The 26,719-nt window shown below is 43.5% G+C and carries 21 protein-coding genes and 2 tRNA genes; 22 read left to right on the forward strand and 1 reads right to left on the reverse strand.

The genetic code is table 11. The features are described 5' to 3' along the window. Positions 1-198 precede the first annotated feature (198 nt). The 12 genes from DXB73_RS13410 (at position 199) to proB (ending at position 18,478) form a co-directional block, all read left to right on the forward strand. Positions 199-663 carry a MarR family transcriptional regulator gene (locus tag DXB73_RS13410; RefSeq protein WP_182434311.1) on the forward strand — a complete coding sequence of 155 codons (465 nt, stop codon included), beginning with the start codon at positions 199-201 and terminating at the stop codon, positions 661-663. 53 nt (positions 664-716) lie between these two features. Continuing rightward, a complete protein-coding gene (locus DXB73_RS13415; protein WP_022025080.1) occupies positions 717-2,150 on the forward strand; it encodes a citrate/2-methylcitrate synthase in 1,434 nt (477 codons plus the stop codon). A 790-nt stretch (positions 2,151-2,940) separates the two neighbouring features. Continuing rightward, on the forward strand, positions 2,941-3,636 hold the full coding sequence (locus DXB73_RS13420; protein ID WP_118691459.1) for a response regulator transcription factor: 696 nt from the start codon (positions 2,941-2,943) through the stop codon (positions 3,634-3,636). Further along, complete coding sequence (locus tag DXB73_RS13425; RefSeq protein WP_118691460.1) at positions 3,629-4,822, forward strand: HAMP domain-containing histidine kinase; 1,194 nt, start codon at positions 3,629-3,631, stop codon at positions 4,820-4,822. Before DXB73_RS13420 ends, DXB73_RS13425 begins: the two co-directional genes overlap by 8 nt. After that, the gene (locus tag DXB73_RS13430) at positions 4,823-7,681 is read left to right on the forward strand and encodes a tripartite tricarboxylate transporter TctB family protein (protein WP_118691461.1); all 2,859 of its coding nucleotides are present in this window, start codon (positions 4,823-4,825) and stop codon (positions 7,679-7,681) included. Between the two features lie 15 nt (positions 7,682-7,696). Further along, entirely contained in the window at positions 7,697-8,632 is a 936-nt protein-coding gene (locus tag DXB73_RS13435; RefSeq protein ID WP_118507814.1) for an ABC transporter ATP-binding protein, read from the forward strand. Next, entirely contained in the window at positions 8,629-9,606 is a 978-nt protein-coding gene (locus tag DXB73_RS13440) for an ABC transporter permease subunit (protein ID WP_118507815.1), read from the forward strand. The genes DXB73_RS13435 and DXB73_RS13440 overlap by 4 nt, the downstream gene beginning before the upstream one ends. Beyond that, positions 9,566-11,146, forward strand: coding sequence for a hypothetical protein (locus DXB73_RS13445; RefSeq protein ID WP_118691462.1), 1,581 nt, complete (start codon positions 9,566-9,568; stop codon positions 11,144-11,146). Before DXB73_RS13440 ends, DXB73_RS13445 begins: the two co-directional genes overlap by 41 nt. A gap of 12 nt (positions 11,147-11,158) precedes the next feature. Beyond that, positions 11,159-12,145, forward strand: coding sequence for a MoxR family ATPase (locus tag DXB73_RS13450; protein ID WP_118691463.1), 987 nt, complete (start codon positions 11,159-11,161; stop codon positions 12,143-12,145). Beyond that, positions 12,126-13,025 carry a DUF58 domain-containing protein gene (locus tag DXB73_RS13455; protein ID WP_118507818.1) on the forward strand — a complete coding sequence of 300 codons (900 nt, stop codon included), beginning with the start codon at positions 12,126-12,128 and terminating at the stop codon, positions 13,023-13,025. The genes DXB73_RS13450 and DXB73_RS13455 overlap by 20 nt, the downstream gene beginning before the upstream one ends. A gap of 29 nt (positions 13,026-13,054) precedes the next feature. Continuing rightward, the gene (locus tag DXB73_RS13460) at positions 13,055-17,623 is read left to right on the forward strand and encodes a VWA domain-containing protein (protein ID WP_118691464.1); all 4,569 of its coding nucleotides are present in this window, start codon (positions 13,055-13,057) and stop codon (positions 17,621-17,623) included. 66 nt (positions 17,624-17,689) lie between these two features. Further along, entirely contained in the window at positions 17,690-18,478 is a 789-nt protein-coding gene (gene proB / locus DXB73_RS13465) for a glutamate 5-kinase (RefSeq protein WP_022024158.1), read from the forward strand. A 110-nt stretch (positions 18,479-18,588) separates the two neighbouring features. Here proB and DXB73_RS13470 read toward each other — a convergent pair whose 3' ends face one another. After that, positions 18,589-20,451 (reverse strand): hypothetical protein, encoded by a 1,863-nt coding sequence (locus DXB73_RS13470; protein WP_118691465.1) that lies wholly within the window; start codon positions 20,449-20,451, stop codon positions 18,589-18,591. Between the two features lie 279 nt (positions 20,452-20,730). On the opposite strand from DXB73_RS13470, the gene DXB73_RS13475 reads away from it, so the two are divergent. The 10 genes from DXB73_RS13475 to DXB73_RS13520 all read left to right on the forward strand — a co-directional run bounded on the left by DXB73_RS13475 (position 20,731) and on the right by DXB73_RS13520 (position 26,396). Beyond that, positions 20,731-21,270, forward strand: a complete 540-nt coding sequence (locus DXB73_RS13475; RefSeq protein WP_182434254.1) for a YcxB family protein — start codon at positions 20,731-20,733, stop codon at positions 21,268-21,270. Beyond that, positions 21,248-21,694 (forward strand): tRNA (adenosine(37)-N6)-threonylcarbamoyltransferase complex ATPase subunit type 1 TsaE, encoded by a 447-nt coding sequence (gene tsaE, locus DXB73_RS13480; protein ID WP_022024161.1) that lies wholly within the window; start codon positions 21,248-21,250, stop codon positions 21,692-21,694. The genes DXB73_RS13475 and tsaE overlap by 23 nt, the downstream gene beginning before the upstream one ends. Continuing rightward, complete coding sequence (gene tsaB / locus DXB73_RS13485) at positions 21,691-22,419, forward strand: tRNA (adenosine(37)-N6)-threonylcarbamoyltransferase complex dimerization subunit type 1 TsaB (protein ID WP_022024162.1); 729 nt, start codon at positions 21,691-21,693, stop codon at positions 22,417-22,419. Before tsaE ends, tsaB begins: the two co-directional genes overlap by 4 nt. Then, on the forward strand, positions 22,403-22,867 hold the full coding sequence (gene rimI, locus DXB73_RS13490; RefSeq protein ID WP_022024163.1) for a ribosomal protein S18-alanine N-acetyltransferase: 465 nt from the start codon (positions 22,403-22,405) through the stop codon (positions 22,865-22,867). The genes tsaB and rimI overlap by 17 nt, the downstream gene beginning before the upstream one ends. A 143-nt stretch (positions 22,868-23,010) precedes the next feature. Next, positions 23,011-23,223, forward strand: a complete 213-nt coding sequence (locus tag DXB73_RS13495; RefSeq protein ID WP_118507822.1) for a hypothetical protein — start codon at positions 23,011-23,013, stop codon at positions 23,221-23,223. Positions 23,224-23,303: 80 nt separating this feature from the next. Next, complete coding sequence (locus DXB73_RS13500; protein ID WP_118691466.1) at positions 23,304-24,212, forward strand: ribonuclease Z; 909 nt, start codon at positions 23,304-23,306, stop codon at positions 24,210-24,212. Between the two features lie 108 nt (positions 24,213-24,320). Further along, on the forward strand, positions 24,321-24,929 hold the full coding sequence (locus tag DXB73_RS13505) for a DUF6715 family protein (RefSeq protein ID WP_118507824.1): 609 nt from the start codon (positions 24,321-24,323) through the stop codon (positions 24,927-24,929). 2 nt (positions 24,930-24,931) lie between these two features. Then, positions 24,932-25,951 (forward strand): tRNA (adenosine(37)-N6)-threonylcarbamoyltransferase complex transferase subunit TsaD, encoded by a 1,020-nt coding sequence (tsaD, locus tag DXB73_RS13510; protein ID WP_022024168.1) that lies wholly within the window; start codon positions 24,932-24,934, stop codon positions 25,949-25,951. Positions 25,952-26,103: 152 nt separating this feature from the next. After that, positions 26,104-26,189, forward strand: a tRNA-Ser gene (locus DXB73_RS13515). A 118-nt stretch (positions 26,190-26,307) separates the two neighbouring features. Next, positions 26,308-26,396, forward strand: a tRNA-Ser gene (locus DXB73_RS13520). The last annotated feature ends 323 nt before the right edge of the window (positions 26,397-26,719 follow it).

Below are 26,719 nucleotides of genomic sequence, written 5' to 3' on the forward strand. Positions count from 1 at the left end.
GATGGCAGGACTCACTATATAGCGGCTGCAAAATATAATTAGCCCATAGACATAATAAGCAATATGTGGTTTGGACAATAACTTTTGCTATGGGAAGTTATAGTAAGTTATTGTAATTTGACAAATGAAATAAACTTGCGGTATAATAGTTCTATATTGAACTGTTCAAAAGTATACTAATTAATGGGTGAAAAAGTTATGATTGATGATGGTTTAGAATCGCTGCTGACCGGGCAGCAGTTTAGAAGGTTTCAGGAGCGGGTTTATGCACCTGTGACAGAAACCTATGGACTTTCTTTGCTGGATATCCGTGTATTGCTCTATTTGTCAGAGCATCGTAAGTATAATACAGCTAAGGATATCGTGCAGAGACATCATTGGACGAAGAGTCATGTTTCTAAGTCGATCGAAGAGCTGATCGAAAAGGGATTGATTCTCCGTGTGCCGGACGATACTGACCGACGCAAAGTACGTTTGCTGGTATGTGAGAAAGCAGATCCGGTTCTTACAAAGGTACGGGCACTGCATCTTACCATGTACCAGGTATTGTTTCGCGGCGTGGAAGAGGAGGAACTGGCAGTTGTTAAGCGTGTAGCGGAGAAAATCTCCGGTAATATCGTGCAGGGATTAGACATCGCTGTTATGAATAAGGTATCACAGTAAATTAAATACAGCCTGTTATGACAGGCATGACAACAGGAAAGGAGACAGAAACTATGAGTCAGGAATATGATAAGATGATGCGTCAGTTTGCAGATAAGTATCGTCACGTGTGTGTGGCAAACAATTCAATCGATGCAAAGCTTTTTGAGCAGTATGGTGTGAAGAGAGGGCTTCGAGATAAAAACGGCAAAGGCGTATTATCTGGTATTACAAATATTTCGTTGATCAAAGCAACCGAAGAGACAGAGGATGGACATATTATTCCATGTGATGGGCAGTTGTACTATCGTGGCTATAATATATATGATCTGACAGCAGGATTTCGCGAGGACAAGCGATATGGATTTGAGGAGATCGCATTTCTGCTGTTATTTGGAGAACTTCCTAATAAGCAGGAGCTGCAGGAATTTCAGCAGGTATTGGTGAAAAATCGTCGTCTGCCTACCAACTTTGTGCGTGACGTTATTATGAAAGCTCCGAGTCAGGATATCATGAATTCTTTGACTAAGAGTGTGTTAACGTTGTCTTCCTATGATGATAATGTAACAGATAATAGTATTGATAATGTTATGCGCCAGTGTTTGATGCTGATCAGCGTATTTCCTATGTTAGCGGTATATGGTTATCATGCATATAATCATTATGAATGTGATGAAAGTTTTTATATCCACAGACCGGATGATAATCTTTCAGCAGCAGAGAATATTTTGCGTATGCTTCGTCCGAATAAAGAATATACTGAGACGGAGGCAAGAGTGTTAGATATGGCACTGGTACTTCATATGGAGCACGGTGGCGGTAACAACTCGACCTTTACGACACGTGTCGTTACTTCGGCAGGTTCCGATACGTATTCTGTTATTGCAGCGGCGTTATCTTCTCTCAAGGGACCGAAGCATGGTGGTGCCAATATCAAAGTGGTGCAGATGATGCAGGATCTTAAAGAGCATGTAGATGATGTGACAGATGAAGAACAGGTGCGTGCTTATTTGCGCAAATTGGTGCGCAAGGAGGCCTTTGACCGCCGTGGACTTATTTATGGTATGGGTCATGCGGTGTATTCTATATCAGATCCACGTGCTCGTGCTTTTAAACAGTTCGTCGAGCTTTTGGCAGAAGAAAAAAATCATAAGCAGGAATTTGAATTATATTCCATGATCGAGCGCATCGCACCGGAAGTAATTGGTGAAGAGTGTGCGATCTATAAAGGCGTTAGTGCCAATGTGGATTTCTACAGCGGATTTGTTTACAGCATGCTTGGTATTCCACAAGAGCTGTTCACACCAATCTTTGCAATGGCACGTATTGTGGGATGGAGTGCACATCGTATGGAGGAATTGATCAATGTGGATAAGATCATTCGTCCGGCTTACAAGAGTATCATGGTGCCTAAGGTATATGAAAGTCTGAAAGATCGTTCCACGCTTAAGATCGATAGTCGTCAGGCGAAAGAACTCCGCATCCCAATGAAGGGAGATAGCTGCTGATCTGGAACGAGGCAGTGCAAACGTATAAGATCAAGATCATAGATTCACCGGATTTCGGAAAAAAACCGCTTTAGCAGTTTTTTTCCGGCTCCGGTGTTTTTACTTTTGAATCCCCTCAAACTCCCCACCCCCTTAACTCCTCACAACCACATATTGCTTATTATGTCACAAAACTAATAGCTATTTTGTAGCCAACAAGGTAAATTATCCTGCCATCAAAAATACTAAAGCAATTGCTGCAGAACGCAGAGTTTTCAAGTGCTTTCTTATTTTGTTAAGTCTCTGATGAATACATGCCTGAAGGATTGTCTGAGATGTCCCGGTTTAGCAAGGTATCATCCATTTTTGGACGGGACGCTTTCGCTACGATGCGCTACGTTACGTTACTTAATGTCTCTGAAATACGAGACATAAGTAACGACGAGCGCAAAGTCCCTTTCAAAAATGATGAATACCTTGCTTCCGGGACTTCGAGTTTCCGAAAGGCATGTTAATCAATCATCAGAGACAACAAAATCTAGAAATCACTGTGAAAACTAATTGCGGCAAAGCAATTGCTTTAGTTTCTTGATGGCAGGATTCACTATATAGCGGCTGCAAAATATAATTAGCCCGTAGACATAATAAGCAATATGTGGTTTGGGCAGTATCTTCCGGGGTGGGGAGTTTGAGTAGTAAAATGATGAAGTGAAAAGCTTTGCGGGGATGCGATAAGTTGTAAGATTTTCGTAAAGACTTGCAATGGATGGTTGTGATATTCTGTAAATGGTAAAAGCAGGAGGTGGAATGCGTGGAAAAAGCGAATATACTTGTGGTGGATGATGATAAAGAAATTGCAGAACTGGTTGGCATTCACTTACGCGAAGAGGGATATGAGGTATATAAAGCATATAGTGGCAAAGAGGCATTGGAAATCTTCAAACAGGAACGTATAGACCTTGTTATATTAGATGTCATGATGCCGGTTATGGATGGAAATCAGGTATGCAGTAAGATCCGAGATACAAGCGCTGTGCCGATCATAATGCTCAGTGCGAAAGACGCGGAGATGGATATGGTGTCCAGTTTGTATCAGGGCGCTGATGACTATGTGACAAAGCCGTTTCGGCCGATGGAGCTGATGGCTCGTGTGAAATCTCAGCTTCGAAGATTCCAAAGTCTGGGGGGCGGCGAGCAGGAAAATGCAGGTGTCATTGATCTGCCCAACTTATGGATGGACAAAAAGACGAGAACCGTGAAAGTGTATGACCGTGAGGTTAAGCTGACGCCGATAGAATTTGATCTGCTTTATCTGTTAGCATCACATCCGGGACAGGTATTTGCGACAGATGATATTTTTGAGAAAGTCTGGAAAGAGAAAAGCTTTGAAATGAGTAACACAGTCATGGTACATATTCGAAGGCTGCGCGGAAAGGTTGAGATCGATCCGCGCAACGCCCAGATCATAAAGACGGTATGGGGAGTGGGGTATAAAATTGATGGGTAAAAAATTCAAAAGCATACGCACAGAGATCATAGTGTATTGTTTTTTCAGTGTTATCCTTGCGATGATCACAGACATAGTGTTAGGTGGATTGATCTATACTGTTTCTTCTACGTTAGGCAAGAAGCAGTACGACAAAGTGCCTGTTTCGCCACCAACGGGGAGAGGGGTACGGTTCAGCAGACATGGGGATGATCTGGGGATGAGCTCGAGTTGGCTGCCGAGGCATTTGAGCCGCGATACGCTGGTTAGTTTTATGCTTGTCACCGTTATTGCAACGATCTGTTTTTTTATCATTTACTTTTTGCTGTTTATTAAACGGATCGTCAAAGACATGACATATATTTCGGATCGGATCATCGATATTGCCGATGGAAAAAGTGACGAAAAGATCATCATAGAGAGACAGGATGAGATAGGAGAGATAGCCGGCAGGATCAATGAGATGACAGCGCAGATCAATCAATTGATCAAATCGGAGAGGGATGCCTTGCAAAGCAATAAGGATCTGATCGCCTGTGTAGCACATGATTTAAGGACACCGATCACATCGGTGAAGGGATATTTGGATCTGGCTTTAGATACCAAGCATTATGATCTGGAGCAAAGACAGAAATATGTGCGTATAGCACAGACCAAGGCGAATCGTTTGGAATATCTGATACACGATCTGTTTAACTATACGAAACTTACGAGTGGAGAGATCACACTACACCGCAGTAAGATCGATCTGGTGCAGCTCGTGGAACAGATGGTGGAAGAATTCTATCCGTTATTTCAGGAAGAGGAGCTTGAGTGCACAACGAAATACAATATTACCTATCTGGAAATGAATATGGATGGAGAATTGATCGCGCGAGCCGTACAGAATCTGCTCAGCAATGCGATCAAATATGGCAAAGATGGTAAACACGTATATGTGGAATTGGAATGTTTAGAGCAGGAAGTTCAAATTCGCGTTACCAATTACGGCTTAGTCATACCGGAAGAAAGTATCAAGCATTTGTTTGACAAATTTTACCGGGTAGAACGGTCGAGAAATGTTAAGACCGGTGGGACCGGTCTTGGATTAAACATTGCGCAGGAAATTGTTCATTTGCATGGAGGCAGGATTCAGGTAACAAGCGGAGCGAGTGGCACATGTTTTACCATCGCTTTGCCGTTACATAAAGAAGAGGAGGAAGAGTGATTGAGAGGTAATGAAATGATGAAAGAAAAGCAGACTTCCGGTATGGAATGGATGTACTCTATACTGAATGGTGCGAGTATTGCCATGCTGGTGGCAGTATTAGCGGCCATTGGGATCATGACTTGTATGGCTTTTGCCAGTCATGCAGATGCCAAAGCCAAGTCTTCCACTAACAATTCAATAGGAGAAGTTAGTTTTCGGGCGGGTGACATCAAGATTGATGCGACACTTGGCGGAACGGGAGGTGTTGTTGCACCAAACCGTTATGTCCCGATCAAGGCAACGTTGACCAACAAGGGAGATAATTTCAAAGGTTCTGTTAAAGTAATCTCGGGAGCAGTCAGTGGCACTTCGGTAGCATTTACAAAATCTGTATCCATTGCTGCAGGAGAGACAATTCAGATCAAAAGTTTTTTTACGTTGCCGGTGAGCGGTTCTACAGTACGAGTAGCGTTATATGACAAAGATGATGACATGATTTCATCTCAGACAGCATATTTGCAGATGGCATTGACAACGACTGATGAAAAGCAGATGGCGGTTTTGTCAGATGATATTAATAAGATAGGATATTTGCAGAGTGCAGATTTTGCTGTAGAAGAAATAAATGTTGCGGATGTTCCGGAAGACGTTCGATTACTGGAATCATTGGATGTATTAGTGATCAATAATGTAGATACGCAAAGCTTTTCGGCAAAACAGGTTACGACGCTCCAACAATGGGTTTCCAATGGCGGACTTTTGGTGCTTGGCACCGGCGCTCAGGCAGAAAAAAGTTTGAAAGTTTTTTCTGGGAAATTGCTAAACGGTACGATTGGTGACGCGCGCTCGATACAGACAAATTTATCCTATGCGAAGGTGGATCAGGCAGAGAAACTGGCGCTACTCAAAGAAGAACTGCGCAAAGAAAAATTAGATAAAGTAAAAACATTTTTGCGCGAACATTTGCCGCAAACTATGTATCGTGATTATGCACAAGACATTCAGGGCTTAGATTATTCGGATGATTGGGGAGGTACGATCTTTTCAAAAGGTTCGGAAATATACAAACAGCTGAAGAAAGAATATAGCGATGACGATTTGGAGAAGAAATTTCAAGTTACCATAAGCAAGAAAGAAGAAGAGAAGATACGGAAATCTCTTGTTTCTGATAAGTTAACCGTTGATATTACATCTTTAACGCTTGATAAAGCAGAGACATTGGTAGAACAGGATGGGGAGGCACTGGTTTCCAAAATATCTTATGGAAATGGTTCCGTGATCGTATCGGAATTTGACCTCGCACTTGATAACAAACAGTGGTCTAATTATGGTTCTGTTATCCGTAAGATCATTAGCGACAATTGTACCACGACAGAAAATCATTTCTTTGACCAAAATGTCAATACATATTATTTGGATGATAGTTTGCAGGCTGGACTGAAATATAATGAGGTTGATGTGTTGCCCAATATTACCTTATACGCGATTCTGTTGATCGTGTACGTAGTATTGATCGGACCGGTTGGCTATACGATACTGCGTCGCAAGGATAAGCGGCAGTTGCTGTGGGTGATCATACCTGTGTCCGCTGTGTTCTGTTCTGTATTGATCTATCTGATCGGAACCGGAACCAGAATCCAAAAGCCGTTTATCAATTATTTATCACAGCTTGAAATTGGAGCAGAGGGGACGCATGATACGTTAAACACCGCCTTTTCGGTGACGAGCCCGAATAATAGAGATTATCAGATCGTAGTAGAAGGCAGCAAAAATATTGACCCGTATTACAACAGTAATCAGGTCTATTATGATTCTAGTGCAGAGCAGGATAAAACGTATAGTTATGCAATCGAGTATAACTCAGATGAAACCGTATTGCACATGGAAAATCAGGCATCGTTCCAAAGCTCTAATCTCAAAAACAGTCAGACGGTAAAGCAGAAAGGACGTATGGCGTTTACGAACATACAGATCGGAGAGTCTAAAGTATCCGGTGTGGTAACCAACAATACAGGGTATGATCTGGAAGACTGTATGATCGTTAATCATGGAGATATCATTGTATTAGGCAGCTTAAAAGCCGGTGAAAGTATATCTCTTGACCGTATCTCACCGAGCAAATACTTAAAATATGCGGATATCGGTTCTGATTGGGAAGAGATGGTTACGCAGGCAGTGGGTGCAAATAACAATGGATATACAGAAGATGTGCAGTCTCAGCGAAGACAAAGCTTGCTGAAATATTACGGTCATTTCTTCACTTCAGGAGAGACAGGAAGATCAACGACATATTTTTATGGTTTTACAAAAGATCAGCAAAAGACGTCGTTTACCAATATGTTTGATCTGAATCTGTATGGAGAAATGGCAGTATCACAGGAAATTGACTTTAAGGATATGCTTGCAGAGGGGACGACAAATTATGGCGTATTGTCAGACTATATTGCAGAATATAATGATTATCAGACCGATGGGAAATTGGTGCTGCAATCAAATGCTTCTGCGTCCTCTTCGAGCTATGCTCAGAGTATTAATGTTACTTATAACATCAAAAAGTTACTGGGTGAAGGGAAAAAATTAGGACTGCAGTATACGTATCTGGATAATTCGGAGATTACGATCTACAGCAATTATAGTGGTTCGGATATGACGATCAATACGAATCTGTTTATGGGATCAGCATATATTTATAATCCGAAGAAGGACCGTTATGTTAAGTTCCTGACAGCCGGAAGTGAAACAACGTTAGACAGTCTGGATCAATACGCTGACTCAGAGGGAAATGTCAAGATTCGATATGACGTAAAAGCGGATAGTGGTCTGGATGGAATGTATAACAATATTGCACTTCCGAAATTGCACATTATAGGCAGATAGAGAGGAGAGGGTGACATGGTAGAAATCAAAGGATTAAATAAATTCTATGGTAAATTTATTGCATTAAATAATTTGGATCTGCATATTGACAAAGGGGAGTTATTTGGATTTGTCGGACCAAATGGTGCAGGGAAAACGACGACCATGAAGATCTTATCAGGTCTGCTGAAAGCATCCGGCGGGGAAGTTTACGTTGCAGGGATCGATGCGATCCGCCAAAGTACAGAACTCAAAGCGATGATTGGCTATATGCCGGATTTCTTTGGTGTATATGACAATCTCAAGGCGATCGAATATATGGAATTCTATGCATCCATTTATGGCATGTATGGAAAACAGGCGACATCCTATTGCATGGAATTGATGGATCTCGTGCATCTATCGGATAAGGCAAATTTTTACGTGGACAGCTTATCGCGTGGCATGAAACAACGATTATGTCTTGCAAGAAGTTTGGTGCACAATCCGCAGTTGCTTATTTTGGATGAGCCGGCTTCCGGTTTGGACCCGCGAGCACGATTTGAGATGAAAGGAATACTCAAGAATCTACATGAAATTGATAAGACGATCATTATTAGCTCACATATTTTGTCGGAGCTGGCAGAAATGTGTACCACGATCGGTATTATTGATCACGGACAGATGATGGTAAAAGGAACAGTCGATGAGATCATGACCCGGTTAAATACCTCCAATCCACTGCAGATCCGTATTGTAGAAGGAATGGATCAGGCGGTGAAGATCCTCAAGGAGAATCCGACAGTTGTTAATTTGTCTGTGGATGCCAACATGCTGCTTGTTGGATTTAAGGGAAATGAAGAAGAGGAAGCAGCACTGCTGGCTTCGTTGATACAGAATGACGTGCGGGTATCGTCCTTTGTTCGGGATACAGGTAATTTGGAAGAAGTGTTTATGCGTGTCACTGGAAACAAGGAGGTGTTGTCGGCATGAGTAAATGGAAAAAGAAGTTATATAATCCGGTATATATAAAAGAAACAAAGCTGCGTGTGCGCAACATTAAGTTTGCTCTGACAATCTTGTTTTACAATCTGATCTTGATCGGGATCGCAGTATTTGGATTTGAAGTATTGTTTAATTCCGGTATGAACGATTATGTAAATTATGGAACGGCGATCGGTTTATATGTTGCACTGGTCGTGCTCGAATCTGTTATGGTGGGATTTCTTGTACCATCTTTTACGGCTGGAAGCATTGCAGGAGAGCGTGAAAAGCAGACATTAGAAATTTTGCTTACGACAACTATGAAACCGTCAGAAATCGTTTGGGGAAAACTGATGGCATCCATCAGTATGGTGTTGTTATTGGTGGTTTCCAGTTTGCCGGTGATTTCCATTGTATTCACCATTGGTGGTCTTGCCTTAGTTGATCTGTTGCAGTTCGTTGTATTGGTATTCGTTGCGGCATTACTAATGGGAAGTATCGGCGTTTGGGCATCTACGGCAATTAAGAAAACAGTTCCGGCAACTGTATTTACCTTTGCGGGGATTGTTGTACTGTGTGGTGTGACTGCTATTTTGGATGGAGTTATATACATTATTGGAAATATTATTGAAATGAATGTTAATCATGTGTCCGGTCTGGCTGCCAGCAGCGCAACGCTGCATCTTGGACCGGCGTTATTGATCCTGTTGATCAATCCGGTTGTAACTTTAATCGAAATGTTGATGTGTCAGTTTAGAGGACATGGACTCATTGTTACACTGGAACGGACATTTGGGGGCGGTATCCCGGATATTGTTGTAGATCATTGGTTTGTGATCAGCTTGATCTGTCAGTTGGTTTTGACGTTTTTCATTATGAAGCTTGCAGCAAAGTTATTGGATCCATTGCGTGTGAAGAAGAGCAGGAAGAAAGGAAAAAAGCATGAATCAGCAGTCGGGGATGGAAGCGGACAAAGAGATTGATCGTTTTCTGCAAAAAGTAAAAAAACGTGATATGCGTCAGAAATCGATTTTACTGTTGGGAATGTATGCACTGGTTGGAAGCATTCTTGGCTTTTTGGTACAGTGCGTGGCGATCTGGTATCCGTTTTATAATTGTGTGCCCACAAGTGCCGCAGTGTTTTTGGGATCGATCGCAGTCGGGGGCGTACATTTGTTTCTATGCCGCACAACGACAAGACGTGCAGCAAGATTAGCGGACAATATGGGAATGCAGGAGCGTGTATCGACGAGCATCGAAGGCAGAGGAAGTACCGATGAACTTCGTATCCTGCAGAGAATAGATACGAGAGATCAGCTTCGGAATATCTCTTTGGAGAAGACAATGCCGTATTATATTCCATGGAAGAGATATGTTAGTCTGGGGGTCTTTTTGCTGATGGGATTCATCTGCTTGTTTATTCCGTCAGAGGCAAAGGATGTCGCGAAGCAGAAACATGAATTTGTCAAGAAAGTTGAGAAAGAGCAGGAGAAGATCGCGAAAGCAAAGAAGGTTCTTGATAAGGAAATGGCAAAGGGCAAAATAAGTAAAGAATCCCGCAAAAAGCTGGAGGAGTCCATAAAAACAGCCCAAAAAGATATGAAGCAGGCAAGATCCGTCGATGAAGTGACTGCTGCCCAAAAGCGTTTGGAGACAAAACTTCTTCGAGATGTTCCGGAGAACATTAGCAAAGAGGCCGCAGACAGTTTACGGCCTTTTGTGGATGGCAAAAATTTACAGGCACTTTCGGAATATCAGAAGCAGCTTGCAGATCTGGCCGGTAAGCAGAAAGCCGTTGCGGCAGTGAGTGATGAATTAAAAGAATTGGGAGAGCAGTTAAGCGAGTCTAAGATGAAAGAGCTTATGCAGCAGCTCAATGAAAAGGCACAAAGTGGAGCGTTGACACAGCAAGACATTTCGGAAGTACTGCGAAATCTTGATAATGCCAGTGCTTCCTATACGCGGAGTGCCCTGTTACAGGATCAGACAGATTCCAATGCAGCGACACAGAATCAAAATACACAGGCACAGGGGAATACTTCGAATCAGAATGCTTCACAGAATGCCGATGGACAACAGGGAAACAGTTCCAAAAAACTGTCCGGTAATGGTGCTAAAGGCACTCAAAATGATGGTCAAAGTGGATCAGGCAGTCAGGCAGGTTCCGGTAAAAATGCCGGCAGTGGGAATGGTGGCAGCCAAGGTAAAAACGGTAACAAAGTTGGAAGTGGATGGAACACCGGTGGTAAAAACGGACTGGAACGAAAAGGTGCGTCGGACAGCGCAGAACAAGTATGGGTTCCGGAGGATAATGGGAAAGATGGCAATTTGACGGGCAGCAAGAATGGAGAATCCGGTAATCGCACAAAGTCTAACAACATGCCTGCGAAACGCGGAACCAAACAGGAAATCGGAGCGGTATCCGGACAATATAAACAAAAAGCATATTCCAAATTGAAGAAGCAGAAAATACCACAATCCAAGGAGGATATGGTTAAAAAGTATTTCAGCGATCTAGAGTAAGGAGGGGCATTGATGCAGGTAGAGGATATCAAAGAATATAGTACCAAGATCAAACGTACAGAGGAAGAAATTGCCAAGGGGATCATCGGTCAGAGAAACGTGATCCATCACATTTTGCTGGCAATATTGGCAGACGGCAATGTGTTATTAGAGGGTGTTCCGGGACTTGGCAAAACACAGTTGGTGAAGACGTTAGCAAAAGTTATGGATCTTAATTTCTCGCGTATACAGTTTACGCCGGATCTAATGCCGACCGATATTACCGGTACCAATCTGATCATAAAAGAAGGAGATCGAAATCGGTTTCAATTTGAAAAAGGACCTGTGTTTGCAAACTTGGTCTTAGCGGACGAGATCAACCGTGCAACACCGAAGACACAGTCCGCATTGTTAGAAGCGATGCAGGAAAAAACAGTAACAGTTGGAAATCATACGTATGAACTCCCAAAACCTTATATGGTCCTTGCAACGCAGAATCCGATTGAAAATGAAGGTACCTATCCGCTTCCGGAGGCACAGTTGGATCGTTTTTTATTTAAGTTATTGATCGAGTTCCCGTCTCTTGAGGAACTAAAGCAGATCATGCATCTGACGGTAGAAGGACAGCAGGAACAGATCCAGCCGGTGCTTACTGCAGGAGATCTGATGGAAATGCGTCAGGTGGTTCGTGATATACCGGTGTCGGCAGCAGTGGAGGAATATGCGCTGGCATTGGTGATCGGAACACATCCGGACAGTGAGTATGCGGTGAAAGAAGTTAAGCAATATGTATTAGAGGGAGCCAGTCCACGTGCGGCACAGGCGATTCTGCTGACGGCTAAGGCAAGGGCGTTGTTAGATGGCCGTTACAATGTTTCTTTCGATGATATTGATGATGTGGCAAAGGCGGCACTGAGGCACCGGTTGGCATTAAACTTTGATGCGCTGTCGGAAAATATAGTGGCAGACACGATCATTGCAGCATTGCAGGAGGCACTCAATGGAAGAAAAACTGTTTGATGGTGATTTTTTTCGAAGCTTGAAACGGATCAGCCTTTGGAGTGAAAATCGCTTAAATGGAGGCAGAGGCGGCAGCAGAAAATCTACTGCCAAAGGCAGCAGTGTGGAATTTTCTGATTTTCGAGAGTATATGCCGGGAGACGATATACGTCGTATTGACTGGAACGCCTATGGAAGAAGTGAAAAATTATTTATCAAGCTTTTCATGCAGGAACAGGAAGGAATGTACACTGTCGTTTTAGACACAAGCCGATCCATGAAGGCAGACATGACAGAGAAATATAAACTTGCGGCGAGATTAGCAGGAATGTTTGGGCATCTGGCATTACAGTCACAAGACCGGGTCCGTCTGGTATCGGTTCAGGACGGTATGGCACAGATTGAAAAATCTCTGACCGGGATGCAGAGCAGAAACTTATTTTTGGATCAAGTGGCAAGACAGCGATTTGATGGGGTGACAGATCTGTGGCAGTCGGTACGCCATATTCCATTTCCGCGAAAAGGGACTGTTATTTTGCTGTCCGATTTTATGGACAGAGATACCAATGGCGGACATATGGAGACAATACATCAGACATTACGTTATTTGAAATTTTGTAAACAGGACATATTGATCCTGCAGATTTTAGATAAAGAAGAACGGAAACCACAGTTGGATGGAACGGTCAAACTGATCGATTGTGAGACAGAGCAGGATCTGACAGTAACCATGACCTCGTGGCTGCGCAAGCAGTATGACAACAGACTTACTGCGTTTCAAAAAGGACTGGAGAGTGCGGCCAAAAAGTATCAGGCGCATTTTATGCAGGTGTATACGGACACGTCCTTAGAAAAGATAATTTATGACGGCATGAGAGCCGGCGTTTTTGAACAGGTATAAGATAACCCGGATATAGAGGAGGGGATACGATGGGATTTGAACATTTATGGCCATTATTATTTCTTGCATTTGTGCCGGGTATTGTTTTGCTCTATTTACTGAAGCAGAAGGTACAGACCAAGAAAGTGCCGGCATTAAATTTGTGGCAGGAAGCTTTTGAATCTGTACAGGCATCGACTCCATGGGAGAAATTTCGTAATCATTTGTTAATGTATCTACAGATTGCTGTTTTGCTTTTGCTTGTTTTTGCCATGCTTATGCCGTACATCAAACGGAAGGGCGGCGAGACGGATCACGTTGTTTTGTGTATTGACACCAGTGGAAGCATGAATGGCCGATATAAACAGGACAGTACCAAATTAGAAGAAGCGAAAAAGCAGGCACTCACCTACGTGGATCAGTTAGATCCGGGAACGAAAGTCACCGTAGTTACAGGGGCACAGACAGCGCAGCTTTTAGTGACAGATTCGACAGATACCGGCAGCATCAAGAAAACAATACGAGGTATTGGCGAAACAGACATTGCCGGGAGCTTAGAGGCCTCTTTGCAGATTGTAACGCCGCTTGTGAAACAGTGGCATAACTATAAAGTGATCGGGTTTACCGATAGTGATGCTGATGTAGGAAAGTTAAACGCGGATATTATTGCGTTGACCGATCAGGAAGGGACGACGAATGTCGGTTTAAGCTGGTTGTCCCATCAGACGGATGCAGAACATAAAATAACAACACAGGCCGGTATTACAAATTACGGAGAGAAAGATTTTGAGACAGATGTAGAACTGTATTTGGGCGACACGTTATTTGATGCGCAGACCGTATCGCTAAAGGCGGGGCAGAGTAAGACGATCACCTTCCAGACGACAACGAACAGTCATTTTCGGAAACTGACAGCAAGCAAGGGGTATTTGAAAGCTCATATTGTAGCAGAGGACGGCAATTCACACGATAATACGGTCTATGAAATGATTGAAAGACAGAAGAAAAAGACGGTATTATTGGTATCCAAACAAAACAGTTTTATGGAACGGGCATTGTCTCTGGAAGATTCTATAACTGTAGAACAAACAACTCGGACAAAAAACATAAATCCGGACAAGGCATATGATTTCATCGTATACGATGGAGTTATGCCGACGAAATGGTATCATAATGAGAATGTGATATTACTCGCACCATCGGATAAGGTGGTGATCGGAAAGCAGACTTTAGTTCGTAAAGCACAGACATTCAAAAATGGATCAATTACGTTTCCGCAAAGTAATATTACACAGGATCTGGAGGCGTTTACGGTCAGTGCAGCCAAAGGATTTCGCTACGCACTTCCGTCGTGGGCATATTCTTTTGCCGGGGAAGGAAATCAGTGTGTTGGCTATCTTGGAAAGCTTCAAGATCGCGTTGTTGCGGTGCTTGGTTTCGATCTGCACAATTCGGACCTTCCTCTGCAAATGGAATTTCCGGTGTTAGTACAGGGGATTTTGGCGCAGGCAGAGCAGACGATGTCTTTTGATGCAGCATCGTACGAGCCGGGAGATACGGTCACCCTGCAGCTTGGCAGTGGTAAGCGGGCATCTATCCGCTGGCAAGATCCGGCAGGACAGACAGTTGCTGATCAAAATGCACAGGGGCAGGCAGTATATACTGATACGAGGATGGCCGGTCTATACCATATGACGGTAACGGACACAAAGAGATCCACCAAATATTTTGCGGTGACATTTCCTGAGAAGGAATCTAAGTGCACGAATCGGGTACACATCACACAAAATGGCAGAAAACAGACTGTGACAACGGAAAATGTCAGCAAACTGTATGGCAAGAGGATGCTTGTAAGACCACTGATCCTTATTGTGTTGTTATTGCTGTGTGTGGAATGGATCGTATATAGACGTCGAACAAATTCAACGAATCGATTTAATAAAGTATCCACAATCGCATGCCGTATTCTATTATTTGCCGGATTGACCGCCGCATTTATCGGAATATCTATGTCCCATATTTCGGACAGTACAACGACCGTTTTTGTGGTAGATGTGTCGCAGAGTTTTGCTGGAAAACGCAGTGAAATGGTGCAGCAGATAAGAGATGAACTTAAGAAGCTGCCGTCAAAAGATCGTGCCGGAGTAGTTGCTTTTGGAGGAGATGCGAATGTAGAACAGTTCGTGTCGGATACGGTGAAGTTTACAGAACTTAATTCGGTCCGGGTAGAAACGGAAACCAATATTGAAAAAGGACTTCAGACAGCAATGTCCCTTTTCTCGGACAGCGACGGAAAGCGCATTGTTTTACTAACAGACGGCAGACAAAATAGTGGCGATGTGCGTAAAATGAGCAGCAGCTTACAGGCAGGAAATGTGGAATTACAGGTGTTACAACAGGATTGTACTCCGGACAAGGAAGTTTGGTTATCGGACATGACCGTACCGGAACAGATTACACCGGGAGAGCGTTTTACCGTAGAGATCGAAGTAACCGGTAATGTTGCGACTAATGCTGTTCTGCAATTATATAATGACACGAAGCTTCGCAGACAGGAGCATGTCACTATACAAAAAGGAACCAATCATTTTACCTTTCAGGATCAGCGAAAACAGACGGGATTTACCAATTACCGGGCGGTGATCGTTCCGGAGAAAGATACGATACAGGCTAATAATGAGTATGTTGCTTATACGAAAGCGACCGAGCAAAAAAAGGTGCTGCTCATCGAAGGAAAAAGCGGAGAAAGTAAGCAATTTCAAAAGGTTTTGCAGGCAGCTGGCATCAATTATGACGTAGTGACGCCATCTTTCGCCCCGGATACGCTTAAAAAGATGCGGGAATATAGCTCTATTTTACTGGAAAATGTATATGCAGACGATCTAAAGAGCGGATTTATGGATCATATCACCACCTATGTCAAGGATTATGCCGGAGGGTTGATCGCGATCGGTGGAGATCAAAGTTTTGCGCTTGGTGCATATCGGGATACTGCCTTAGAAAAGGTGCTTCCGGTCAATATGGAGATCAAGGGCGACAAGGACTCGCCAAAACTTGCGATGACGTTAGTGATCGACCATTCCGGAAGTATGACGGATGCGTCCGACGGAGGCAAAAGTAAGTTAGAGTATGCGAAAGAAGCGGCCGCAGCTGCGGTCAATAACCTTCGCAGTACAGATATCGTTGGTATAGAATCATTTGACGATGGCTATCATTGGCAGGTTAAACCGATCCGGCTTACAGACCGTGATGATGTCCTAAGCAAGATATATGGCATTAAAGATGGCGGCGGCACCAGTATTTATCCTGCATTGAAAGAGGCTTATGAGCAAATGACCAAGGTGAGCACAAATGATGCGCAGATCAAACATATCGTTTTGCTGACTGATGGACAGGATACGTACCATGGGTATGACGATCTGCTTAAGGACATGAATGATAATAAGATAACCTTATCGACAGTAGCGGTAGGGTCGGATGCCGACGTAAATATTCTGCGCACCTTAGCAGACAAAGGAAAGGGGCGCTTTTATCAAACGAATGCGGGCACCGGACTGAGCAGGATCTTTGCTCAGGAAGTATTTTTGTCGCAGGGAGAATATTTGGTCAACAAGACTTTTACACCGGTCATAACGGCGAACAGTGACATATTAGAGCAGCTCAGAGAAGGTGGTTTCCCGGAGATGCTTGGATATATAGGAACGACATTGAAGTCGAATGCGACAGCAGTATTGATGGATGATAAAAAGGAAAGTCCGATCTTAGCAACGTGGCAGTATGGCTTGGGGACAACAGCGGCATTTACTACAGATGTAGTAAACGAGTGGACAGCTAATTATGCACAGTGGGAGGATTATCCGGCGTTTTGGCGCGGATTGATCAACCAGACGATAGGGGAACAGAATCATCAGGGCATTACCGTAACGGCACGGCAGGAGGGGAGTGCCGGTTTGATCGAGTATACCAATGCAAAAGTTAGTGGTGACGATCAAGTTACCGCAGTTTATGATGATGCGGATGGGAAAACGAATACTGTGACGTTACATTCTGTTTCCGGCAGCCGTTATGAGGGTGAGATTCCGCTTTCTGATGTAGGTGTCTACCAGATCAATGTCCGCCGCAGTAATGGAAAGAAAATACTAGATAACACCAATACGCAGTTGACGATGCAATATTCTGCCGAATATCGTTATGACACGACAGATACGGCATTGAATGAATTGATCGCGTCGGTATCAGGACGTTCGATCAATTCATTAGAGGGCTGTTTTGATACGACACCACAGCGGAATGCCGCAAAGCGTGATCTGACGTTATATCTGCTGATGGCAATGACAATTCTTTGGTTCTTGGATATATGGAATCGGCGTATGCCGGATCTGCTGCCGACAGCATTGCGTAGATTAGGAAATCTTCGTTCGAAAGCAGTGGATACCATATTGTCTGCGGTTGACACGCCACAGGAGGAGTCTGCTGTCAAAACAAAGCAAAAGAAGATAACGAGGCCAAAGAAACAAAAGAAACCAAAACAGCAGAAACAACAGGCGTCACAGGCTATGCTTGATATTAGCAGCTTGAAGAAGGGGCTGCAGGATATGTATGATGACACACAAAAATAAGTTGCAATATTTTGTCAATACGAATACAATAAAAAGCATGAAAATCCAAATGTTATGGAGGGCAAAATGATACCGATTAGTGAGAGAAAACGGATTGTCGTCAAGGTGGGAACCTCGACATTAACACATCGTACCGGAAGATTAAACATACGGCGCGTGGAGCAGCTCGTCAAGACACTTGCCGATCTGCAAAATGCAGGGCACGAGGTGATCTTGGTTTCCAGCGGTGCGATTGGTCTTGGTATGGGTAAGCTTGGCTTGATGGACCGACCTAAAGACACACCCGGGAAACAGGCTTGCGCCGCAGTAGGGCAATGTGAGCTAATGTATTTATATGACAACTTGTTTTCTGAATACAGTATAACGGTGGCACAGCTATTGTTGACGAAATATATATTGTTAGAGGATCGCCGTAAAAATGTGGAAAATGCGTTGGAACGTTTGATCTCACAGGGAGTGATCCCGGTTGTCAATGAAAATGATACGGTTGCCATTGATGAGTTGGAGTTGGAAATGGGCGAGAATGATTCGTTGGCAGCTGTCGTGGCAACGATCGCCAATGCAGATCTTCTTATCATCATGTCAGACATAGATGGACTGTATGACAGTGACCCGCGTCAAAATCCGGATGCCAAGATGATCCCGGTTGTTCGAGAGATCAGTGAAGATATTCATGCGGTTGCAGGCGGCGCCGGAACAAAATTTGGCACTGGCGGCATGGCAACGAAGATTCATGCTGTGGAAATTGCATACGAATCCGATATTGATGTTGTGTTGATGAACGGGCAGCACCCTAAGAAATTGTACGAGCTTTTTGAAGACAAGCCGGTTGGCACTTTATTTCATAAAGGGTAAAGAGTCATAAGCCTATTTTCGCGACAGAGATAGATCATCATAAAAATTAAAATCAAAACCGCTGGAGCGTTATCCGTTCCAGCGGTTTTGCAGTTGTAAGAATAACAGTATTAGTGACTAACATTGTCGTCCTTGATCACCTGTACGAGTTTATGGCGAAATGCCTTCTCTGAAATATTATTATCGTGGAAAGCAAAACGGTTGAAGTCAAATTCCGCATGACATACATCATCTTTGGTGAATATATCCGGTGTACGCTTCTGCTCCTCCGGCCAAAAGATAACGATACAGCCATAAGGTTCCCTGATATTCGCATCCATTTTGTCTGCAAATGGTGTGGCAAGGCTTTGATCGATCATGACTACATGAGCGTATTGACCTACAACTTTTGCAAGTCTCGTTCCATTGATCGTAAAGGTATTCATATCATAGCCATCCGTAAACTCACTGCCTTCCGCAGAAGACTGTGTATTTTGCTGGACGATGGCGATCAGTGGCAGGTGGCGATTTGGATTTTTTACCAGTTCGCAGTAAGAAGTAAAATCTTTCGGCGTAGTTATAAATTGTGCCTTTGTGCCAAGTCTGACAACGTCAACGAAACCTACCTTTGAAGAAAGATCATTCATGAAAGATGGTTTGCTAAAACTGATCTGGTGCGAAGCACCGTGTGGCATATCGCGAGATGTCATATGATAAAAATGAAGTTTGCCATCACTCAACATAGCAACAGAAGAATGAATATGCCATAATGTACCGATCTGTTTGCTGTCTATGTGATTTAACTTCATGGAAAATGTCATATCTTCCGGTCGATAATCAATCTTTAATTGGTAGCCTGGCAGTTTGTTCTGATAAGAGCATAGTTCCTCAGGCATATCTTCAAAAACAGGATTCAACTTAAAACGAGCCCATTTATAAATGATATTTGATGCGTTTGTAAATTCGGACGCAAGTGATCTGACTTCTTTATGCAATAAATAGGTTTCCAGATGGAACAATACCGCAGAATCCAGTCTTGCAAAGTGAGAACGCGAACGCATTTTCTCATCACGGATAATAGGAAGTTTGTCACAGATGGCTGCGATCTCCTCATTATGGATCTTACTGTCATTCAAAAGCTTGACGATCAGGTTATAACTAGGCTGTGGCGCATCCAGTTTGAGCAGTTCGCGGATCAGATCCTTGCGTTTGCATTTGAAAAACTGTTTTGCAATCTCCTTGTCCCGGTCAAACAGTTCTAAAATTGCAGGATCAAGTTCGCTGTTATCATCCATATGGATTCGGAATTTGCTTTTTAGCATCAATTCCCAGTTGGCATTTTTGTAATGGTTATAAGAGAGTTGTTCAAATAACTGGACAAGTGACCAGTCACTTAGTTCCAAGTTGGCGAGGATGCAGTTCAAAATGCGAGACAATTCTTCGCTGCCACGCCAAAATTCATTGTCTGACAGGAGACTTTTGTAACGCATATCATGTTCAATCTCGTGCCATCCCTCAAAAAATACGGTACGAAATTGAATTTCAAAGGTTGTATCAATAGGCAGCGTCCACATGTCCTTTTTGTAGACTTTGAAATATTCCGATGGGAAACGGAATACACCGTTGATCTTGGTTGCCTTAAATTCATTGGCAGTGGCATTGGTGCGAGACCAATGGTCTAACATCTGAAAGGTACTCTCCATAATATCACGGCAGATGCTAAGATCATCATAATAATACAAAACGACGCGTATGCCGATCAAATCCTGTAGTTTTTTGGGATTTTGTTCGGTCCCGTATTGACGTCTGATCAGTTTGTTGGCAATAGAATCTGTCGATTTCACTCTGGAAAAAATACGAAAATATAAACCGCATGAACGAAATATTTCCTGTACGGCATCCGTCAGATGTTCACAAAATTCTGTTAATTTATCAAAATCGATTTCTTGTTCGATCTGTTGTTGTAGTAACACTTTCTTTTCGTCATCCCTCATTCACATTCCTCCAAAATACATTATATTATATCATACATTAATTAGCCTCTTTCAAACTCGCAAATTCGCTGTTTCAGAGCTTATTCGCTTGTTAATGAGCCCAGTGTGTTCATTATATCATATTCCTGTATCCGCGTGTATTGTTTTTTGGACGTGTTCTGTTATAATAAGATGGCGAATGCTTTTTTTACAATTGATAGGAAATTGCTGTTATATTGCGTGGCAAAAGCAAAGCGCTGGCTTTGTCTTTTCAGCAAGTTGAAAGGAATGAGATATCATATGAAAGAATTAGAGTTTAACATTGATCTTACGACAGGTGAATTATATCGATTTTCGATGCGTCATACGTATTGCAGCGTGTCCGGCGCGGTTGGCGTATTGATCAGCCTTGGCAGCTGGGTGATCTGTGCGACACGTTATCAGACGTTGGATCGCACGGCGTTTATCGCACTGATCATTATTGGCTGTCTGTTCACCATTGTGCAGCCGGTCATGTTATATCAGAAGGCTTGGAAGCAAAAGAAACAGAATGAGGCGATCAATGCGGTACTACACTATTGTATATCTGAGGACGGCATTATTGTGTCGCAGGGGCAGCAGGAGGCAAAAGTGCACTGGTATGAAATTCGCAAGACGGTGAAGACAAAATCAGCACTTTACTTATACATGTCACAGGTTCGAGCATTTATTTTTCCAAAGGAACAGTTAGCGGACTGCTATGATGAGGTATGTGCTCTGGTGGAGGAGCGAAGAGCTGCCTATAAGGATTATGAACCGACACAGGAGGAACAGATCGATGACACAAAGCATGGAGAGTAATTCGGAGAAAGAGACATGGGAGATCGGCAACAGGATCGCGCAACAGTGTGAGGCGGGAACGATCGTATTACTGCATGGAGATCTTGGCGTTGGTAAAACGGTTTTTACCAAAGGGTTTGCGGCAGGATTGGGCGTGGAAGAACCGGTGAACAGTCCGACCTTTACGATCATACAGATTTATGAAAGCGGGCGTCTTCCGTTATATCATTTTGATGTATACCGCATAGCCGATGTAGAGGAAATGGATGAGATCGGTTATGAAGATTACTTTTTTGGCGATGGCGTATGCTTGATCGAGTGGGCAGAGCTTATTCGTGACATTTTGCCGGAACAATGCGTTGAGGTTACCATCACCAAAGAGTTGGATAAAGGGTTTGATTTCCGACGCATACAGGTGACGGGCATAGAAGGAGGTTTGCAGTGAAATTATTAGCAATAGAAAGTTCGGGATTGGTGGCATCAGCCGCAGTGTTTGCAGATGACACGATAGTAGCAGAATTTACAGTCAATAATAAGCAGACACATTCGCAGACCTTACTGCCAATGATCGACCAAGTAGTTACGATGTCCGGTATCGACCTCAAAGAAATCGATGCCATAGCAACAACCTCTGGTCCCGGTTCTTTTACCGGACTCAGGATCGGGGCTGCGACAGCTAAGGGGTTAGGGCTGGCGCTACACAAACCGATCGTTCCGATCACAACATTGGAGGCACTGGCATTTCGACTGGCAGGCAGAGAGGGAAATATCTGTCCGATGATGGATGCGAGACGTAATCAGGTTTATGCAGGAGTTTACCGTGTCGGGGATATGTTATTGGAGTGCGTGACCGGACAAAAAGCAGTTTCCATTGAAGACTATATTGCGGAGTTAAATGATCTGGGGGATCCTGTTACCGTTTTGGGAGATGGCGTTCCGGTGCACCGCGAGGCATTACAACAGGGACTTAACGTAGCGTGGCAGGAAGCACCGGCTCATATGAACAGACAGAGTGCTGCTTCGGTAGCTGTTTTAGGTGCACGTTATTATGACGAAGGAAAGATAGTATCTGCCGAAGCGTTCCGGCCGGATTATCTTCGTAAATCACAAGCGGAGCGTGAGCGAGAAGCAAGGCTTGCCGCAGGAGAAAAGCATGACAGGGATGAATAGCCAAAATAGAATTCGGTACATGACAGACGAGGACGTTGGTGATGTGTGCAGGATCGATGCTGCCAGCTTTGCAAAACCTTGGCAGCAGGAGGAATTTATTAAAGCTGTTCATAGAGAAGATACGATCTATCTGGTTGCGGATAGCGGATCGGCAATCGTTGGATTTTGTGGATTATGGTGTTCCATGGAAGATGCGGATCTATGCCATATTGCCGTAGCGCCGGAGCAGCGTTCCCAAGGTATTGCGACACAATTATTAGGTATGGCAATAACAGAGTGCGAACATCGTGGTGTGAAACGTATTCTATTGGAGGTGCGGGCTTCCAATACAGCAGCAATACACTGTTATCATCAAATGGGTTTTGTGCAGATCGGAATAAGAAAGAAATATTATTCGCAGCCGAAAGAGGATGCGCTGCTATTAGAACATCAAATCACAAACAATTGATATGTTAGGCGGGATACGGCAGAACAATTGACAGAGATTACCACTGTACATTACATTGCGGACACAGTATACTGACGTTGTAAAACAGCAGGCACAGTAAATGTAAAAAGGCGGATCAATGTATAATGTAATGAGCAGAAAGGATGAGAATGATGTATTGCAACGCATGCGGAAAAAAACTGAAGATGCAACATGATGTGTTGTTAGAAGATGCTTTTGAGGCAAAAAAACAATGGGGATTCTTTTCCAAAAAAGATATGAAATTGCATTCTTTTGTATTATGCGAAGAGTGCTATGACCGTATTACGGCGCAATTTGTAATTCCACCTGATGTCAGTGAAGTGACGGAATTATAAGAATATCGGAGTCTGCGAAAGTGCAGAAATGATCGGAGCAGCCGGATAAGAGACCTTGGAAGATAGGAAGGAAAACAGTAATGTTAGATTTGTGCTTGTTAGGAACTAGCGGAATGATGCCGCTTCCGGGCAGGGCGTTGACAGCGCTTATGGCTCGATTCGGCGGCAGCAGCCTGCTTATAGACTGCGGAGAGGGGACGCAGGTGGCGATCCGTGAAAGAGGATGGAGCTTTCATCCGATCGATACCATCTGCTTTACACATTATCATGGCGATCATATCAGCGGGCTGCCGGGACTGCTTTTGTCTATGGGCAATGCAGAGCGCAAAGAGCCGGTGACTCTGATCGGACCACGTGGTCTGCAGAAAGTGGTAGAATCTCTATTAGTGATTGCACAGGGGTTACCCTTTGAATTGCAATATATCGAGTTGACGGACAAAGAGCAGGATTTGGAATGTAATGGATATCATCTGCATGCCTTTCGTGTGAATCACAATGTCACCTGTTATGGATATACGATAGAAATTCCGCGTAGTGGGCGCTTTTTTCCGGAGCGTGCCAAAGAGCAGGGGATCCCGGTACAGTATTGGAACCGGCTTCAGCATGGAGAGACGGTGGAATCGCCGGAGGGCATTTATACACCGGACATGGTGCTTGGTGCCCCTAGAAAGGGACTGAAAGTTACATATTGTACAGACACCAGACCAACAGCCGGCCTTACCAAGAATGCTTCCATGTCAGATTTGTTGATCTGCGAAGGAATGTACGGTGACAAAGAAAAGAAAGCTAAAGCGATAGAAAATAAGCATATGATGTTTTTGGAGGCTGCACAGACGGCAAAAGAAGCTGAGGTTAAGGAACTTTGGCTGACGCATTACAGCCCATCGTTACTGTATCCGCAAAATTACATGCGGGAAGTATGCAAGATCTTTCCAAATGCAGTGGCAGGCAAAGATGGAATGAGTTGTACCTTGGAATTTGAGGATTGATATTTGACGATCACCTGTGTACAATAAAGAAAACAGACTATGGCAACAGATGTGAAGTTTTCGCAGGAGTCGATATAGAGACAACTTCATGGAAATGGAGGAAGCAGCATGAACAAGAAAAAGATTGGCATTACTTTTGTAGCGCTGGTGTGTCTTGCTGTAGTTGTTTTAACGATATTTTATATGATCAGTAACGGCAAGATCAGTGGGAGCAGAGAAAGTAAAAGCTCGACAACGGAAGTTGATAAGCTGATGAGTAAAGATTTGGATAATGGTTATCCGGAAACGCCAACGGAAGTGTTGAAGTTATATTGGAGATATAATAAATGTTTATACAACACAACTCTGACTGACAAAGAATATAACAAATTGTTAAAGCAGCTGCGTAAATTGTATGATGCAGAATTACTGGACGTCAAAGACAATGCGTGGGAGAAGATGTATAAGCGCCTGGCAAAGGAACAGAAAAGTTACAAAAAGAAAGAACAAACGATTTCTACATATGTAGTGCAGCCGGCAGGCAGCATCGAGTACACAACGATCAATAAAAGGGAATGTGCAACGGTCATTACCGGAACTTTGACGAAAGCAAAGCAGAAACGTATGCAGATATATGAAAAATTTCTCTGCCGCAAGGATGCCAAAGGAAAATGGCGTATCTTGGGTTGGGAGCAGACGACCGACAAAGAGGAAATAGCGACATTAGGAGATAATTAACAATGGAACAGGATGTATTAATATTAGGAATTGAGAGTTCATGCGATGAAACAGCAGCCTCGGTTGTGCGTAATGGCAGAGAGGTACTGTCGAACGTGATCTCCTCGCAGATAGACATTCATACCTTATATGGTGGTGTGGTGCCGGAGATTGCGTCCAGAAAGCATATAGAACGCATCAACTATGTGATTGAAGATGCATTAAAGCAGGCCAAAGTTACATTAGAAGACATTACAGCGGTCAGTGTGACCTATGGACCGGGTCTGGTTGGAGCACTTTTGGTAGGAGTTGGTGCAGCAAAAGCAATCGCCTATGCTGCAGGAAAGCCATTAGTTGGAGTGCACCATATCGAGGGGCATATTGCTGCTAATTACATTGAACACCAAGAACTAGAGCCACCGTTTCTTTGCCTTGTCGTATCCGGTGGCCATACGCATTTGGTGCAGGTGCATAGTTATACGGAATTTGAGGTGATCGGCTGTACACATGATGATGCTGCCGGGGAAGCTTTTGATAAAGTAGCAAGGGCTATCGGATTAGGTTATCCGGGAGGACCGAAGATCGACAAACTTGCCAAGGAAGGAAATCCGCAGGCAATTGATTTCCCACGTGCTAAAGTGGATGGATCGGCATTTGACTTTAGTTTTTCCGGCGTGAAGTCGGCGGTGCTTAATTATCTCAATGGATGTGAAATGAAACAAATAGAAGTGAATCGTGCAGATGTAGCGGCATCGTTTCAACAAGCAGTTGTGGATGTGCTGGTAGAAAGAGGGATTCGTGCAGCAAAGCAGCTTGGAGAAAACCGTATTGCAGTTGCCGGAGGTGTTGCGTCTAATTCTGCCCTTCGAGCAGCAATGACAGAGAGATGTCAGCAAGAGGGAATAGAGTTGTGCTATCCATCGCCAATTTTTTGCACGGACAATGCTGCGATGATCGCTGTTCAGGGATATTATGAATACATGGCAGGAACACGCAGTGGTTTGGATTTGAATGCCGTTCCAAATCTTAAGATTGGGCAATAATGATTGCTATTAATTACATTCCGGCAAATATTTCTGAAAAAGGAAAAAAAGTGCTTGACGAATGAATGGTTACAGTGGTATACTTGCAAAGCAGCGTTTGAGGCAGACGGCTGGAAAGTGAGAACTGCCACACACTGTAACCTTACAAATATGGAGAGATATCGAAGTGGTCATAACGAGGCGGTCTTGAAAACCGTTTGTCCGCAAGGGCGCGTGGGTTCGAATCCCACTCTCTCCGTTATATAGAATACTGTGTAAGATTTAGCTCGGATATGAGTCGGATTCTATCAAAAGTTCATTATAAAGAATATGAATATTCATGTTCCTTCTAATGGTCTTTTGACCAGATAGAATCTGGAGAAATACCCAAGAGGCTGAAGGGGCTCCCCTGGAAAGGGAGTAGGTCGTTAATAGCGGCGCGAGGGTTCAAATCCCTCTTTCTCCGTTTACACAGTAGAGATTTCTACTGTGTTTTTTTGCGCTTTTTTAATTAATAGGAAACTGCTGTTGTGTAGCGTGACCTCACCAAGAATTGCATTAGCAATTCTTGCAAAGCAAAGCGCTGGCTTTGCTTTTTTGGCGGACATGCGATCATGCATGGTTCGGTAAAATGGCATTTTGCTGAAAGACTTTACAGTCTGTCTGGTGTGTGATTCCTTGAATGTGAACATCACAGATCAGAAAAAGCAAAAAATAAAAAAAGTTGTTGACAAGCTCTTCGCAGTGTGATAATATATATCTCGCTGACGCACGAGAGAGCGAACAGCA

Source organism: Clostridium sp. OM05-6BH (assembly GCF_003481635.1).
Lineage (GTDB): Bacteria > Bacillota > Clostridia > Lachnospirales > Lachnospiraceae > Butyribacter.